The sequence below is a fragment of the Synechococcus sp. H55.9 genome (genome assembly GCF_047462355.1).
GTDB lineage: Bacteria > Cyanobacteriota > Cyanobacteriia > Thermostichales > Thermostichaceae > Thermostichus.
The window spans coordinates 1-16,105 of the sequence record NZ_JANSJB010000063.1 but is presented as its reverse complement, the minus strand read 5'-3'; the positions used below and the strand labels follow the sequence as shown (position 1 = coordinate 16,105).

Sequence of the window (16,105 nt, the reverse complement as noted above, 5' to 3'; positions counted from 1 at the left end):
CAAAATCTGGTCGCCAATCCCCCCCGGCACCAAAGCCAAAATGCGGGGGGCCAAAGCCGCGTCTCGAAAAGCCATCTGCATAAAGCATCTGTGTAAATCGCGTTTACTCTATCTCAGATCGGGCAGAGGAGCTGGAAAAAATCCCTTGCCGCCCGAGCGCGTTGTCTCCCTCGGCTCTTATCTTCTCACCGCCTGTTGCACGGGATCCCTGGCCTCATCCTGCCCCAGGTGGCGGTGGGGGGCAACTCGGTGTAGCAACGGTACACGGTGCGGGTGCCTGGCTCTGACCCAACCGACTCACGGCGACGGCAGTTGCAGGAGCGGGTGGCTGCGGCCACTGCTGAAATCCTCACAAAACAAACCTGCCCCTAGTATCTTGAGTGTTATTCTTCCAATCCCCCAAAAACTGGATCCCAAGCCCTGTCCTCACAGATGCGCGGCAGGGCTGAGGGAATGTCAATTTTGGGACTCAGCCGGCTGCGACGGCTGCCATTTCAGCACCAGAGTAGAGAGGGGCGGCAGGCAAAGATCGAGGGAGTAGGGCAGGTTGTGGTAGGCCCAGTCATCCGTCCACTTGCCCCCCAAGTTGCCGACGCCGCTGCCCCAGAACTCCACCGCGTCGCTGTTGAGCAGCTCCCGGTAAAACCCTCGCTGCGGCACCCCAATGCGGTAATTCGGCCAGACCACCGGCGTAAAGTTACACACCACCACCAGCCATTCCTTGGGATCCTCTGCATAGCGGATGAACGAAACAATGCCGCGATGGTCGCTGCAGTCGATCCAGCGGAACCCTTCTGGCTTGGTGTCTTGGGTGTAGAGGGCCGGTTGCGAACGCAGCAGATGGTTCAAGCTGGCCACGTAGTGGCGCAGTTTGGCGTGGGGCTCATATTGCAGCAGCCCCCAGTCTAGATCTGCCCACACATTCCACTCGTTCCACTGGCCAAACTCCATGCTCATAAACAAGGTTTTCTTGCCGGGGTGGGTGAACATGTAGCCGTACAAAGCCCGCAGGCTGGCAAACTTATGCCAGTGATCCCCCGGCATTTTGCCCAGCATGTGGCTCTTGCCGTGTACCACCTCATCGTGGGAAAAAGCCAGCATGTAATTTTCGCTGAAGGCATACATGAGGCTGAAAGTCACTAGGTTGTGATGGAACTGGCGGAACCAGGGATCCATGCGGAAATAGTCCAGCATGTCGTGCATCCAGCCCATGTTCCACTTGAGGTTAAAGCCCAGCCCGCCCACATGGGTTGGCCAGGTTACCATCGGCCAGGCGGTAGACTCCTCGGCAATCGAAAGAGCGCCGGGGTAGTACTTAAAAATGAGGGTATTGAGCTGGCGGAAGAAGTCAATCGCCTCCAAATGTTCTCGCCCACCGTAGCAATTGGGGATCCAGTCTTTGCGGTCATAGTCCAGATAAAGCATTGAGGCCACCGCATCCACTCGGATCCCGTCGATGTGGTATTTCTCAAACCAAAAAAGGGCGTTGGCCACCAGATAGTTGCGCACCTCGTTGCGGCCATAATTGAACACTAAAGTGCCCCAACCTTTGTGTTCTCCTTTGCGAGGGTCGGCGTATTCGTAGAGGTGGGTGCCATCGAAAAAGGCCAGCCCATGCCCATCTTTGGGAAAATGCCCCGGCACCCAATCGACAATCACGCCAATGCCAGCCTGGTGGGCGCGATCGACAAAGTACATAAAGTCTTGCGGTGATCCGTAGCGGGAGGTTACCGCGTAGTAGCCGATTACCTGGTAGCCCCAGGAGCCGTCGAAGGGGTGTTCGGCTACCGGCAAGAGCTCGATGTGGGTAAAGCCCAGCTCCTTGACATAGGGGATCAACTTGTCTGCCAGCTCCCGGTAGGTGAGAAAGCGGGTGTTGGGCTTTTGATCCACCGACACCAGGTGCCCATCGGGGGACGGGTCTTCCGTGGAAGCGTGCATCCAGGATCCCAAATGCACCTCGTACACCGAAATCGGCGAGCGCAGCGGGTCGGTGGCAGCCCGTTTTTCCAGCCACTCCTGGTCGTGCCAGGTGTAGGTGTTGAGGTCGGCTACAATCGAGCCGGTTTTGGGTCGCACCTCCTGCTGAAAGCCATAGGGATCCGATTTTTCGTAGATATCCCCCCAGGAGGTTTTCACCTCGTACTTGTAGATGGCTCCTGGCCCAATGCCGGGGATGAACACGGCCCAGATGCCGCTTTCGCCCAGCCGCTTCATCTGGTGTTGGCGCCCGTCCCAGTGGTTGAAGTCGCCGATAACGCTGACATTGCGGGCGTTGGGGGCCCAGACGGCAAAGTGGACTCCCTGAACCCCATCTACGCTGATGGGATGGGCGCCCAGCTTCTCGTAAATGCGGTGGTGATTCCCCTCGTTGAAGAGGTAGCGATCCAGCTCGCCGATGTGGTTGACCTTCTCGATGGGAAAGCGATAGGGATCCTCCCATTCTTCTAGGTGCTGCCCCTCCGGATCCCAGACCCGTTGCGCCCGCAGAAAGTAGTCTGGAAGCGGCGTGCCAGGCGCAAAGCGCAGCTCAAACAACGTTTCCGGGTGCAGCGGCTGCATCGGGTGGGCCTGGCCGCTGGATCGTTCCACCAGCCAAACCTGTTTTGCATTGGGCACTAGGGCGCGTACCAACCAAAAAGATTCCCCGGCCTCTTCTATCTGCTGTGGCCCCAAAACGGCATAGGGATCCTGCCATTGATTGCAGACCAACTGACCCACTTGTTCGGCAGACAGGAAAAAGCCCATCGATGAAGTCTCAGCAAACGACTGATTCCAGTCTAGCGGCCTGTCAGCTCCAGGCCCGTCTCCAGGCGAAGAACCCTTGCAGGAAGTTCTGCAGGCGGGGATTGGCGGCCAATTGTTGCTTGCGGTACTGCAGGGCCACCTTGGCATTGACCTGCGAGCGGGTGGGGTAGATGTGGATCCCTGTCAGGGCAGGGACGGGCAGCCGCCGGCTCATGGCTAAGACCACCTCGTGAATCAGCTCGCCAGCCTGGGATCCCACCAGGTGGGCCCCTAAGATCTGGCCGTTGCGCCGGCAGATCACCTTGGCAAAGCCGAGGGGGGCCGCTTCTGCCTGGGCCCGATCCACCTCGGCAAACTCCTGTTTGAGCACCATCACGTCTTTGCCGTATTGCTGCCGGGCCTCGCTTTCCGTGAGACCCACCTGAGCCAGCTCCGGCTCGGTAAAGATGGCCCAGGGAATGACCTGGTAACGCGCCCGGCTGATGGGGAAAAACAGGGCATTGACCAGGGCCACCGCCGCCTCGTAAGCCGCCACATGGGTGAACTGCGGCCCGCCGATGACATCTCCACAGGCGTAGATGCGGGGGTTGCTGGTTTGCAGCTTGCTGTTCACCTGGATCCCTTGGGGGGTGTAGCGCACGCCGGCAGCCTCTAGCCCCAGCCCTTCCACATTCGGGATCCGACCGGCAGCCACCAAGATTTCCTCCGCGCGGATCACCGCCTCGCCTGCCTCGGAGAGCTGGCCGACGGCAGAGCCTGTGCCGGCCTTGAGGTAGAGCAATTTTTCCCCCTGCTCCTGGCCAGCGCGGACAGCGCGCACCTGGGTGAGGAGGCGGATCCCGTCTTGGGCCAACTGCTGCTGCACCACCTGGGCGGCCTCCGGATCTACTTTGGGCAGAATGTGATCGCGGCTGGCAATGAGGGTCACCTCGGATCCCAGACGGGCCAGCGCTTGGCCCAACTCACAGCCCACCGGCCCCGCCCCCATCACCGCCACCGATCGAGGCAGGCGGGTCAAATCAAAGATCGACTCGTTGGTCAGGTAGCCCGCCTCGGCCAGGCCAGGCAAAGGGGGAACCGCCGGACGGGATCCGGTGGCCACCACAAAAGCCCGCGCCCGCACTCGCTTTCCCGCCACTTCAAAGGTGCGCCCATCCACAAAGCGCCCCTTGCCAAACACCAGTTCCACCCCCAGTTGGCGGAAGCGATCTGGCGAATCCGCGTGGTTGGCAATGTAGCTCTGGGTGGCGCGAATATGTTCGTACACTTTGAGATAATCCACCGCGATCCCTGCTGGGCTGGGAGAAGCAACCCAGCCGGCGGCAACAGACCGGCGCAGCCGCTGAACCGTGTGGGCCACGCACAGGAGGGCTTTGCTGGGCACACAGCCATACCAGAGGCAGTCCCCGCCTAGGCGGTCGCTGGCCTCCACCAGCAGCACCTTGGCCTGCAGTTGGGCAGCAGCGCTGGCCACCACCAGACCCGCCGCGCCGGCGCCGATGACCACGAGATCGTAAGGGACAGACATGGCGTTTGGGGGTGAGAAAATGGCCAACGGCTGCAGAGCTGAGGGATCCACAAAAACTAGCTCCATCTTATCGATCTCCTCCCAAGTCGGCCCAGGAGCGGAACGACGACAAGCTCCTGCACCAGCCAAACCCTTTCTCCAAGGGAGAAGAACTTGCTAAAGTGAGACGGATCGATCCCTTCCTAAGCTGGGTTGGTCGGCTTGTCTTGTTTTTGGGGTTTTGGGGACTTATGGCTATCCTGCTGTCGAGCGAACCTATCCTGGCCGTGAGCATCTTCGGCATGGGCCTGCCAGAGCTGGCCGTGATTGGGGTGATCGCGGTGGTCGTGTTCGGCCCCAAGAAGCTGCCGGAGTTGGGCAGCGCCTTTGGCAAAGCGTTGCGCAGCTTCAAACAAGAGATGAACAACCCCAGCAGCGATGACGAACCTGTTGCCGGCACAGAGGCGGAGAAGGTGGTCGAGAAGGACGCCGCCTGAGGATATCCCCTTGTTGTGTAGAAGCTGATCCAATAAAGTCGCATGGCCGGGATCCCGGTTAAGAGATCCGTGCCAGCCATGACAAAATAGGCCAGCTTGCCGGTGAGCTGGCTCCAGGGCTGGTGTATATTTCTGAAAAAGCCGCCAGCCTGGCGCTACCGCTTGATCCAAAGCCGGGCCGGGCAGGCGCAGCCGATGGAGGGCTATGGCGGAGCCGACCGATTTCGAGCTGATGCGCCAGATCCAACTGCGGGATCGCCGCAGCCACTTTTTGCTCAAGGATCGCTACCAGAAGCGCCTGCTGGAGATCGCGCTGGCTACCCTCAAGCAGCCTCACCAAGCCGAAGAGGTGGTGCGCCAGGTGTTTGCGTTCTGCTGGAGACATGCAGAGGCCTTCGATCTGCAGCGGGATCGCTCGGTGGCTCTGTGGCTCTACGAGTTGACGGCCTTTCAAGCCCAAGAACGCTTGCGGCGCTGGAGCTGGTTGCCCGCCCCTGCCTCCATCCGGGTCGCACCTCCTTTGTGGCCGCGACGTCTTCTCTGGGGCGGCTTGGCAGCGTTGGGGATCTACGCGCTGGCCATAACGGCGGCCTACTGGCGGCTGGGATCCCAAATCGGGGGAGAGACAGTGGCCATTCAACGGCTCTACCAAGAGTGGCAGCGCCAACCGCAGGTGCAGAGAACCATTTTGCGGGATCCCAACTTCCGCAACCCCTTCCTGGTGCAAGCTCTCTGGTCGCCCCGTGCCAAGCAGGTGCTGCTCTTGGCTTCAGAAATGCCCCCTGCTCCTCTGGGCAGCACCTACCAACTGTGGCTGGAGTCGGATATGCAGGGAGGGGGACGACGGCTGGAAAGCGCCGGCACCTTCGCCGTCAACGCCGAGGGATCCCTGCAATGGCTCAGCCAACCCACCCCTTCCCAGCAGCCGACCCGCCTTTGGATCACCCTCGAACCGGCAGGAGGGAGCGAGTCGCCCACAGGCCCGCCTCTGTTGCAGAGCAACTTCTGGATCCCTGCCGCTCAGCCATGACCGGGAAAGACTGCAGGAATGGCTGTGGCTGTAGGATCAGGGGGCAAGCTTGCCGACATTACCCATGATTCGCCAATATCTCTCAGGAGAGGGGCTGCGTTGGTTTCGCCTGGCCCTGCAGTTGCAAGGCTCAGTTGTACCGGCAGTGCTGCCCCGCACCCTCGTCTGCAGCTTGGTTGGGGTGCTGGTTTCCGTTTTCTACAAACTGGGGCTGCCCCTGGCGTTGTCCTCGTTGGTGGCCTTTGTGCCCAACATCGTTCTGGGTTTGATGCTGGTATTTCGGACAAACACCGCCTACGAACGCTTTTGGGAGGGGCGAAAAGCCTGGGGAGCCGTGGTGAACAATGTGCGCAACTTAGCCCGCCTAATTTGGGTGGCCATTGAAGAAAAGCAGCCCGGCGATCGGGAAGAGAAAATCAAGATCCTCTATCTACTGCCCGCTTTTGCCATCGCCATGAAGCAACATCTGCGCCAAGAATTCTTGGCGGATGAGCTTCAGCCCCTCCTCAGCCCGGAGCAGTTGCAACGCCTCAAAAGCCTCAACCATCCCCCTTTGCAAATTGCCTTTTGGATCGGAGATTACCTGCAACGCCAATACCAAAGGGGCCGCGTTGAGGTCTACCAGCTTACGATCATGGTGGAGCAGCTCAACAGCATGGTGGAGGCGCTAGGGGCTTGCGAGCGCATTTTGCTGACCCCGATGCCCATGGCCTATGCCCTCCATCTGAAGCAGTTGTTGTTGCTCTACTGTTTGTCTTTGCCGTTTCAGATGGTGGAGGGCTTGGGTTGGATGACCGGCCCGATTGTCGGGTTTCTGGCCTTTATGCTGTTTGGCGTTGAAGAGATTGGCATCGAAATTGAAAACCCCTTTGGCCGGGATCCCAATGACCTGCCCCTTGATAACATTTGCAACAAGATGAAGCACAATATCATGGATCTGATCAATTCCACCTAAAGAAACTCGCGGGAGCTGTTCATGGCGGGGTTGCCTCAGCCGCTGCCTACCCCTAGTGGAGATGCCCGCGGTGAACCCGATCATTTAGAGAAGGAGATCCCCATATCTGGGCGAGGTGAGTTTGCTAAACTGTGGGCAATTTGCCGAGGTGCTCTGGAGATGGCCTGCCCAAGCTGTACATTTTTGCACCTGGCCGATGTGCATCTGGGCTATGACCGCTACGACAGCCCGGAGCGGAGCAAGGATTTCTTTTTGGCTTTTCGAGATGTTGTCCGGCGTTATGCCATTCAAGATCCGGTGGACTTTGTGCTGATTGCCGGGGATCTGTTCGAGCATCGGCAGATTCAGCCCAGCGTTCTCAACCAAGCCCAGATCGTCTTACGCGAGCTGAAGCAGGCCGGGATCCCGGTGTTGGCCATCGAGGGCAACCACGACAACCGCCCCTATGGCGTCAAGACCAGTTGGCTGAGGTACTTGGCTGATCACGGAGAGTTGATCTTGCTGGAGCCGGAAGCCGGGGAACAGGGCCTGGAGCTACGCCCCTGGTCAGGTGGGCGGGGCGGGTATCTGGATTTGCCCTGTGGGGTGCGGGTGATCGGATCCCAGTGGTACGGATCGGCAGCCCCTAGGTCGATTGAACAGTTGGCGGCGGCCATTCGACAATTGCCCCCCGGCCCAGAACGGGTGGTGTTGATGTTCCACCATGGCCTGGAGGGCCAAATGGCCCGTTATCAAGGGGCTTTGCGCTACCGGGATCTGCTGCCTTTGCGGGAAGCGGGGGTGGGCTACCTGGCCTTGGGACACATTCACAAAAGCTATTCTGAGGGCGGGTGGATCTTCAATCCGGGATCCCTGGAGGCCAACAGTACCGCCGAATGGGATTTTCCGCGGGGAGCCTACCGCGTCCGCTGGGGAGATGGCCCGCCCCAAGCCGAGCTGCTACAAGACTACTATCAGCGGCCCCGCCGGCGGCTGTCTCTCGAAGCCAAAGGCCGAGAAACTCCCGAGCAAATGGTAGCGGCAGCCATTGCCCTGGCCAGGGGATCCCGTCTTCAGGAACACGAGATGGAGCCGATGGTGGAGTTGCGCCTGGTGGGGCAGGTGGGGTTTGCCAAGCACGAGCTGGACAGCCGCGCCCTACAGAAGCAGATTCAGCAGATTACCGGCGCCTTGCTCGTCCTGCTTCGCTTTGAGGCTACTCCCTTGGAGATCGGATCCGCTGCTCTTTCTCTGGAAGAAGAAGGACAAAGGCTACAAATTGAAGAGAAAATCTACAGGGATCTGCTGAGCAGCCATGCCCACTATCGCAAGCGCAGCGAAGAGCTGGCGCGGCTACTCCTGGATCTCAAAGCAAGAGTCTTAGATGGACAAGGCGAAGCGGAAGTATACGCTCACCTGAGGGACGCATTTTTGGGGGAAGAAGACTGACCATGCGGATCCTCTCTCTGGCTCTACAGAACTTCAAGTCGCACGAGGACGCCATCTTCACGTTTGAGCCAGGCATTAATGCCATTTGCGGAGAAAACGGAGCGGGCAAAACCAGCATTCTGGAGGCCATTGCCTGGGTTTTGTTCGACTACTGCCCCTACAGTCAAGAAGAAATCATTCGCTCTGGCGCCAGTGACGCGGTGGTGACCGTGCAGTTTATCTCCCAATGGGATCAGCGCACCTACGATGTTCGCCGCAGCGTTAGCCAGGGATATCGCCTCTTCGATCCGCAACTGAAGCAGCGCCTGGAGTATGAGCGCAAATCCGATGTACTGCCGTGGCTGAGGCAACATTTGGGCGTACCTGCCGGTACCGATCTGGCGCGGCTATTCGCCACAACGATTGGGGTGCCCCAAGGGACTTTCACAGCAGACTTTCTCAAAACAGGTCGAGATCGCAAAGAAGTTTTCGATCGCATCTTAAAAGTAGAGGAGTACCAGCAAGTAGCCAAAGATCTGTTGGCGGTCGAAAAATACAGCGAAGCACAAGTCCAGGCGATTCATCATCAAATTGAGTTGCTGCGCCAACAGCTACAGGAATGGGATCCGCTCCAAACCGAGCGGCAGAAAATCCAGCAAGAACTAGGTCATTGGCAAGGGCGCTTGAGTCAGTCGATTCACACCCTGGATCAGGCCAAGATTGAAATTGAGCGACTGGAGAAATTGCTGGAGCAAATCCAAACTTTGGATCACCGGATTGCCCAACTGGAGCAAAAGGGATCCCTGCTGGATGTATCTCTTAAGCAGGCGGAAAAGCTGTGGGAAGAAGCCAGGCAAGCCCAAGCACAACAACAGCAGTATCAAGAGGGATCCCAGCGCTTTTTGGCCATAGAAGCTCAGTTGCGGGAGCTGGAAAAACAGCAACAGCAGCGCTTGGAGTGGTTGAAACAACGCGATGCCTTGCTCTTGCAAAAGCAAAACATTGAAAACCAACTGGCCAGACTGCAAGAAAAGCTGAGCCAACAACAGCGCTGGAAGCAGGAGCTGGAGGAGCTGACTCCGCAAATTCAAGCCCAAGAAGAGCTGGAACATCAACAGATCTATTGGACTCAACAACTCAACACTTTGCTACAACTGCACCACGAATGGGAACAACTCCGGGCAGCATGGACAGCCCATGCCCAGCGGTGCCAACTCCTGCAAGATCGAGTGCAAGAGGCGGAGCAGGCACAGGTCATTTGTCAGCAGCATCAGACAGCCCACAACCGTTATCTGGAGCTGGAAGCCCTCATCGCCGATCAGGAAGCGCTGCGGCAAGCCCGACAAACCCTACTGGCTCAGCGGGAAACTTTGCAACATCAACTCCATCAACTAGAGCTGCGGGGATCCGAATATCAGCATCAGCTCCAGATTTTTCAAAAAATGGCGGCAGAAAAACTTGAGCTACAGCCTCTATGCGAACAGCAGACTGCCCTAGAGCAACGCCACTTCCAAATCAGCCAGAAGTTGGCTTCTTTTCAGACCCTGCGCCTTGAACTCAAACAACGGGAAACGGAACAGGAACAAGGCCAAGTTCAATTGGAACAACTCCAACTCCAACTGAGACAACGGCAGGCAGATTTGGATCGCGTAGCCGCCATTCCTACGCTCGAAGCTCAACAGGAGCGCCTGCAAACTCAGCTCAGCCGCATTGCTGCAGCTCGTCAATTTCAACAGGAGCTACAAGCCATCTTTGAGCAGGGCTCGAATCGCTTTGCTCAACAGCACCACAGCATCCAACAACTTCTGAGCCAATTGGAAGCGCAGCAACACAATTATCCCCAACTTCAACCTCTGTGGCAGCGGATCCCGGAAGTGCTTGCCCAATCTTCAGCGCTTAGCCAGCAGTTGCTCCAGTCCATCCATCACATTTTGCAAGATCTGGCTCCCCAAACTTCCGAACCCCAACTTCATCAGCAGTTGGCCGACATCCAAAAACAACTCAGGACTTTGCAACCCTTGCTCGGCCTAACCGCACAAATCCCCGATTTGGAAGCCCAAGTAGAACGGCTGCTGCAATTGCAAGCTGAACGGCAAAGCCAAATTGATGACCTTCACTGGAGCCTTGAGGCCGAGCCAACCTTCCTGCGGCAACAACAGGAAATCGGTCAGGCGCTCCAAGCCCTGGGGGATCCCAAGGGACAAATCCAACGTCTGGAAAAAGAGCTGAATGGCAAGCCCAGAGTGGAGCAAGAATACCAACAGCTCACAAAGCACATCCACCAACTCCAGCAACAGCTCGAAAATCTGGAACGACAGCTTGAGCCTTTGCGGGATCTAGAGGACAGAATTGCCGATTTGCGGGAGGAGCAAAAAGGCCATCGCAGCGGCTATGAAACCGTTATTCGCTTGCAGGCCCTTGCCCAAAGCTTGCCGCAACGAAAAGAGGAACTCAAAACCGCCCAAGCGCTACTGGAGCAGCTGCAAAAAGCTGGTCAAGAGAAACAGGCCCAAATTGACCAATGGGAAAGTGCTCAAGGTTCAAGGGATCAACTGCAGGCTCAAATCGAAAAAGCGGCTGAAGCCTTGAAATCTTTGGGGGATCCCAGAAGTCAAGCCGAGCGGCTCAAAGCAGAGTTAAAACAGGAAAAGCAGTATTTGCAAATGCAGGCCGAGTGTCTGCAGCAGCTTCGGGATTTGGAAGCAACGCTCGGCCCTATTGACGAGGCCCTATCCCAAACCGAGCACCTGGATCGAGAGCTGGGATCCCTACAGAAACAACGTGAACGATACCGATTGGATCACGAGCATTATCTGCGGGCCGAGCCGATCGCCAAATTGCTTCCCGAACGGGAACAAAAGCTGGCCGAGCTAAGCGCCCAACAACAGGAGTTGCAAGCTCAACTGTCCCAACTGCGGTTGCAGCGGGATCCCTTGGCTGCTCTGTATCAACCACAGGAGCATGAGCGCCTTCGAGCCCTTTTGCAGACCACCCAAATCCAAAAAGCCGAAGCTCAAGCCCGGCTGGAGAGCTTAGCTCCTCAACTGAGCAAAATCCAGGAAAGGTTGCGGCAGCTGGAACAGGTCAGGGAAAGCTTAAAGCAGGTTGAGGCAGAAAAAAATGAGAAAGAACGCCTACATCGCTTTATCAAATTTAGCCGAGATACCTATAAAAAGGCTGGCCCTCAAGTTACCCAGCACTACCTGCAGCAGATCAACGATACCGCCGATCACCTCTTCCGCGAAATTCTCAACCGCTCCAACATCACCCTGACCTGGGAAACCGACTATGAGATCTGGGTTCAGGAAGCCGGCAGTCGTAAGCGACGGTTTGCCAGCCTTTCAGGAGGGGAGCAAATGTCAGCGGCCCTAGCGGTGCGCTTGGCTTTGCTCAAGGTGCTGGGGCAACTGGACATCGCCTTCTTTGATGAGCCCACCACCAATATGGACGCCCAGCGGCGACAGCGGCTGGCAGAGGCCATCACCAATTTGCGATCTTTTCAGCAGCTATTTGTAATCAGCCACGATGATACCTTTGAGCAAGTAACGGAGAACATCATTCGGGTGGAGAGGCACTCCGGCTCTGACCAGATGAGGAGGGATCCCACCTATGGTGTTTAGAGCCGACCGGATCCTGGCGGTACTGCAACAAAAGCGAGAAGCCTTTGCCACTTTTGATCAAGGGCTATCGGAGCGCAGAGAATGGTATCGGCAGGCCATGGAAAGCTTGTGCCAGTGGTCGAGTTTAGAGATTGCCGAAAAAATTGCTCTATTCTCTTTTCCAGGTGCTTTGCCCACTGAGGAATGGGATCGTTACTCCAGTTGGAAGATCCCTTTTGAGAAAGAATGGACTAACTATGAAGAAAGCTGTGAATGGGCAAGGTCGGTTATCAAAAACATTCCCACCTTCGCAGTAGACGGATCCCAGATTTATCCCAGCAAAGATCTGTCGATCCCAGTGGCCTTGGTGCAGATCGGCTGGTATGAGAATCATCACTCTGCCCAAGGCCTGTACGAAAAAGATATTCAAGTCGATGTACTGACTCCAAAGGATTTGGGATCCGATAGCAGCGGCGAGCCTAAAGAGCGCGTTGTCAACATGCGCCGCTTTCAAATGGAAATCGAGAGGCTTGTAGAATATATTCAAAAATCTCGACCTGGATCCCGGAAATTGGCCTTTTTAGATGGGGCGTTAGTGGCTACCTTCGCGGAAGCCCTTGAGCCGGAAAGCCGAGATTTCTACGTACAGTGTTTACTCCAGCTACTGCGGGCCAGCGAGCAAAACCGGATCCCCATCGTTGCCTACATCGACACCACCTATACCTCGGATCTGGTGACATTGCTGCGGCATTGCTTCGATCTTCCTGAAGCTCCTCAGCTCCACGATGCCCAATTGCTCAGCCCCTGGCTAGAGTGGGGGGAGCGCACGCCTTTTTTTATCTGCGCTCGTGGCGGCAGCCTCAACCCTCAAGATGGGATCCTCAACTCCTACCAAGAAATGCGGGAGCGGGTGGGATTTGTTTATTTGCGCACCAACAACAACTTCCCGGCCCGGCTGGAGATACCGGTTTGGGTTTATGAGGCAGGACTTTTGGACTGGGTGGTGGATCTGGTGCGCTGCGAGGTGATCATTGGAAGAGGCTATCCTTATGTGCTGGAGACAGCCGATCAAATAGCCGTCATTCGCAACGAAGATCGCAACCTTTTCCTGCGCCTGATGCAAGATTGGGCAAGCCGCGAGAAGCTCAGCCTCAGGTTATCTCAGAAAACGGTGAGTAAACTGCAGCGGAGGCGGGTTCGATGAGATTGGGCAAGGTGGTTCGCTCCAACAATCACTGCGACTACGTAGTGCAGGTGGATGACGTCTTAGAAGTCAAGAATCCTCCCTCTCCCGACGACTATGGCTTTGGCAGCTTTGTTAAGCTGGAGAGCGATCAACGGCACTGGGCTGTGGGTCTGGTCTATAACACCCAAATTGTCAACCCACTCTTTCTCAACTCCGGCCCACGCCTTTCCAGCCAGCCGGATCCCTATTTTTCCCCTGATTTACAAAACGAGGTGCGCACACTGCTTTCGGTGGTTCTCATCGGAGCTTTGGACGAAGAGCGGGGCTGTGGCCGGCAAGGGATCCCGCGCGTGGTGGTGCCCGTAAACACACCCGTTTTTCGCATGAGCCAAGAAGAAATCCTACGTTTTCACCAAGATCCCCAAGGTCAAACCCAGTTTTCGTATTATGGATTGCTCTTGAGCAGCGGTGGCAACTTTGCTGACCACCTTATTTATCAAGTCTTGAACGATATCATACCCATGTTTTCCGATCCAGCCCAACAGCGGGCCCTGCAAATTCTAAGCAAAGAATTGGCCTGGAAAATGACCGTAGGAGCGATGCGCTGATGACCAAAAAAACTGTAGGGATGCCTCAGCCCTCTGAGAATGGGCGCTATCCAAAAGCTGTTTTCTCCTCTGATGAAGAGGCCCCAGAGGTAATCGGCACCGTCAAGGGCCCCGGTGAAACCCCCAACCAATATGTGTTTATCACTTCCAATACCCAAGCCGTAAGGGTAGGCGATTTTGTCTACTATGAAGTGCGGGATCTCCAGTCCCAAACCCTGCAAATCCTAGGCAAAATCAGCCAAGTCCAGCTTTTGGATCACATTCCCGATCGCATCTTTGCCGACACCGAGATCGATCCCAGCACCATTGTGGCTTTGGTGGGCTTTACCCATCCCAACCCAGAAATCTACGCAGTTACCGTCGAGGTCATCGGCTATTTTCACCGCGCCATGGGCTTTATTAACCCCCGTCGCCCTCCGGATCCCGGTGCCAAAGTCTTTTTGGCCTCCAATCGTCTGCTGAAATCGATTTTGAACAAACGGGATGAAACAGCCATTGGGGGCGCTCACTTGGGCAGTTTGCTGTTGCGCGATGAGGGAGCGGTGCCCGTGGTGCTGGATGTCAAGGAAATGGTTAGCACCCATCTGGCTATTTTGGCAGGGACGGGATCCGGAAAATCCTATACGGCGGGGGTCTTGATTGAAGAGTTGATGTTGCCCAAAAACCGGGCTGCTGTTCTTATTTTTGATCCTCATGGGGAATACCATACGCTGGCAGAGATGCAGTCCCACCCCAAGTTTTTGGGCGAAGACGGCTACCGCCCTAAGGTTAAGGTTCTCTCCCCACAAGAAATTAAGATCCGCGTGTCTTCTCTCAACTTTTTCGATATCCTTACCCTCCTGCCAGAGACCACCGACCGGCAGAAATCTTTCCTAGAGAAGGCTTTCCGCAAGGTTACCCAGTTTAATCCGGTACGTTGGACGATTCAGGATCTGATCGACGCCGTCAACGAAGCGGATTCCAAGGAAGATGGATCTCAAGGATCCTCAGCACCTGCCCTGGAGTGGAAGCTGGAGCAGATCGATCGCTCTCCCTATTTCAGCAATGTAGAACACCTGGCTCCAAAGGATTTGTTTGAGCCAGGGCAGGTAACCATCTTACAAATGCACGAGATTAGCCAGGAAGAGCAGCAGGTGATTGCCGCTGCTATTCTGCGCCAGGCCAATTACGCCCGCATTAACACCCATAAAGGCAAGATCCAGCCGGGGGATGAAAATTACCTGCCCTATCCTGTTTTTATCTTGTTGGAAGAGGCCCATCGCTTTGCCCCTGCCCACGAGCCTTCCCGCTGCAAGCAGGTGTTGCGCACCATCCTTAGCGAAGGACGCAAGTTTGGACTGGGAGTAGGTCTCATTACGCAACGCCCCGGCAAGTTGGACTCGGATATTCTGTCGCAATGCATGAGCCAATTTTTGATGCGAATCGTCAACCCTTCCGATCAAGAAAACCTGCGCCACAGCGTTGAGGCTGCCGGACGGGATCTGCTCCAAGAATTGCCGGCTTTGAGCAAGGGTCAGGTAATCGTCTCCGGTGTGTGTGTCAATACCCCTGTTCTGTGTAAAGTGCGGCAGCGCTACACCCAGCATGGTGGCGAAACCCTAGATATCCTCGGCTTGTGGCAAAATCACTTTCAGGCGCATCGCCAACGGGATCGCCTGGCCCAATCTGCTCCCCTTAAGCCACGCTCTCAACCACAGGTGATCGAAGGATTGAGCATTGAGTGAACGACCCCCGACCCTCATCTTCGTTGAGTCAACACAACATGGCCTACGCCACGCTGCGCGAACCGATAGAGTACGGGCTTCCCGCCGATTAAGCTAAAGCTCACCCAAGGCTGCGGGCCAGCTTGTTGAGCTTGCCGAGAGATCGGGAAGACAGGGATCCAGTTTGCTACAAGTAAAAAAGAGTTTTGCAGTCAGCAGAGTGAGAAAAGACGCTCTCTTGCGGGGTTGGGCTGTTATTGCCGCTGTGGCTCTACTGGGATCCGGCCCTGCCTATGCCCAGTTGCGGCTGATCCCTGAGGCGGCGCGGCAGGTCTACGCGGCCTTGCCAGATTTGCCGCTGGAAAATGGCTATACCCCCGTGAACCCCAATGACGGCGGCCCCGCGCCCGAGGAAGATACCTTGGTGCGGCGGATGATGGTCTACCACCTGCAGGTGGTCGGTCGCTCTCCTACCGACCGCTTTGACTGGCAACTGACGCTAGCGGACTATTTGGACGCCAATGAGCCGATAGTTGCCCAGCGCTACCCGGGTGCCGAGCGCCTGACGGTTAACCCCTATGCCCAAGACAAGGCAGCCGTGCAAGCCCTGACCCGGCAACAGCGACAGGCCCTGCTGCGGGCCATTCTGCTGGCCTTCGGCGGGGATCCCGATCCCAAGCCCCTGTACATTCCCACCGCCTTGAACCCTGTCCCTGCCCCGCCCACCCCAGAACCGCTGCAACGCTTGCCGATCCCCGGCGCTGGATCCGCCGACCTACTCCGGCCCTAGAGGCGACCCCTCACCCCCGGCCCCTCTCCCTGAGGCCCAAGCGCTCCGCGCCGCTCACGCGACCACCCCCAGCCC

General features: G+C 56.8%; 11 protein-coding genes. 9 read left to right on the top strand and 2 right to left on the bottom strand.

Translation table 11 applies throughout. The annotated features are described in order from the left end of the window. Positions 1–456 precede the first annotated feature (456 nt). Together glgB and NW857_RS09100 are read right to left on the bottom strand one after the other, a co-directional pair. Complete coding sequence (gene glgB, locus NW857_RS09105) at positions 457–2,748, bottom strand: 1,4-alpha-glucan branching protein GlgB (protein ID WP_414334996.1); 2,292 nt, start codon at positions 2,746–2,748, stop codon at positions 457–459. A gap of 43 nt (positions 2,749–2,791) precedes the next feature. Next, positions 2,792–4,342, bottom strand: coding sequence for a dihydrolipoyl dehydrogenase family protein (locus NW857_RS09100; RefSeq protein ID WP_414368728.1), 1,551 nt, complete (start codon positions 4,340–4,342; stop codon positions 2,792–2,794). A gap of 164 nt (positions 4,343–4,506) precedes the next feature. On the opposite strand from NW857_RS09100, the gene tatA reads away from it, so the two are divergent. From tatA to NW857_RS09055, 9 genes are all read left to right on the top strand, one after another. After that, complete coding sequence (tatA, locus tag NW857_RS09095) at positions 4,507–4,752, top strand: twin-arginine translocase TatA/TatE family subunit (RefSeq protein ID WP_414334994.1); 246 nt, start codon at positions 4,507–4,509, stop codon at positions 4,750–4,752. Between the two features lie 205 nt (positions 4,753–4,957). Next, complete coding sequence (locus NW857_RS09090) at positions 4,958–5,782, top strand: anti-sigma factor domain-containing protein (RefSeq protein ID WP_414334993.1); 825 nt, start codon at positions 4,958–4,960, stop codon at positions 5,780–5,782. Positions 5,783–5,831: 49 nt separating this feature from the next. Continuing rightward, positions 5,832–6,737 carry a bestrophin family protein gene (locus tag NW857_RS09085; protein WP_414334992.1) on the top strand — a complete coding sequence of 302 codons (906 nt, stop codon included), beginning with the start codon at positions 5,832–5,834 and terminating at the stop codon, positions 6,735–6,737. 159 nt (positions 6,738–6,896) lie between these two features. Beyond that, positions 6,897–8,165 (top strand): metallophosphoesterase family protein, encoded by a 1,269-nt coding sequence (locus NW857_RS09080; RefSeq protein WP_414334991.1) that lies wholly within the window; start codon positions 6,897–6,899, stop codon positions 8,163–8,165. 2 nt (positions 8,166–8,167) lie between these two features. Then, positions 8,168–11,764 (top strand): AAA family ATPase, encoded by a 3,597-nt coding sequence (locus NW857_RS09075; protein WP_414368727.1) that lies wholly within the window; start codon positions 8,168–8,170, stop codon positions 11,762–11,764. Beyond that, on the top strand, positions 11,754–12,947 hold the full coding sequence (locus tag NW857_RS09070) for a DNA double-strand break repair nuclease NurA (protein WP_414368725.1): 1,194 nt from the start codon (positions 11,754–11,756) through the stop codon (positions 12,945–12,947). The genes NW857_RS09075 and NW857_RS09070 overlap by 11 nt, the downstream gene beginning before the upstream one ends. After that, positions 12,944–13,537, top strand: coding sequence for a hypothetical protein (locus NW857_RS09065; RefSeq protein WP_414349013.1), 594 nt, complete (start codon positions 12,944–12,946; stop codon positions 13,535–13,537). Before NW857_RS09070 ends, NW857_RS09065 begins: the two co-directional genes overlap by 4 nt. After that, positions 13,537–15,261: an ATP-binding protein gene (locus NW857_RS09060; RefSeq protein ID WP_414334987.1), complete on the top strand. Its 1,725-nt coding sequence runs from the start codon at positions 13,537–13,539 to the stop codon at positions 15,259–15,261. Before NW857_RS09065 ends, NW857_RS09060 begins: the two co-directional genes overlap by 1 nt. A gap of 199 nt (positions 15,262–15,460) precedes the next feature. After that, positions 15,461–16,030, top strand: coding sequence for a hypothetical protein (locus NW857_RS09055; protein ID WP_414334986.1), 570 nt, complete (start codon positions 15,461–15,463; stop codon positions 16,028–16,030). The last annotated feature ends 75 nt before the right edge of the window (positions 16,031–16,105 follow it).

Excerpts from the sequence above, each read along its gene's own strand:
- NW857_RS09065 (WP_414349013.1), top strand. The coding sequence starts at position 12,944 with ATGAGATTGGGCAAGGTGGTTCGCTCCAACAATCACTGCGACTACGTA.
- NW857_RS09075 (WP_414368727.1), top strand. The coding sequence starts at position 8,168 with ATGCGGATCCTCTCTCTGGCTCTACAGAACTTCAAGTCGCACGAGGAC.
- NW857_RS09080 (WP_414334991.1), top strand. The coding sequence starts at position 6,897 with ATGGCCTGCCCAAGCTGTACATTTTTGCACCTGGCCGATGTGCATCTG.
- NW857_RS09070 (WP_414368725.1), top strand. The coding sequence starts at position 11,754 with ATGGTGTTTAGAGCCGACCGGATCCTGGCGGTACTGCAACAAAAGCGA.
- tatA (WP_414334994.1), top strand. The coding sequence starts at position 4,507 with ATGGCTATCCTGCTGTCGAGCGAACCTATCCTGGCCGTGAGCATCTTC.
- NW857_RS09100 (WP_414368728.1), bottom strand. The coding sequence starts at position 4,342 with ATGGAGCTAGTTTTTGTGGATCCCTCAGCTCTGCAGCCGTTGGCCATT.
- NW857_RS09090 (WP_414334993.1), top strand. The coding sequence starts at position 4,958 with ATGGCGGAGCCGACCGATTTCGAGCTGATGCGCCAGATCCAACTGCGG.
- NW857_RS09060 (WP_414334987.1), top strand. The coding sequence starts at position 13,537 with ATGACCAAAAAAACTGTAGGGATGCCTCAGCCCTCTGAGAATGGGCGC.
- glgB (WP_414334996.1), bottom strand. The coding sequence starts at position 2,748 with ATGGGCTTTTTCCTGTCTGCCGAACAAGTGGGTCAGTTGGTCTGCAAT.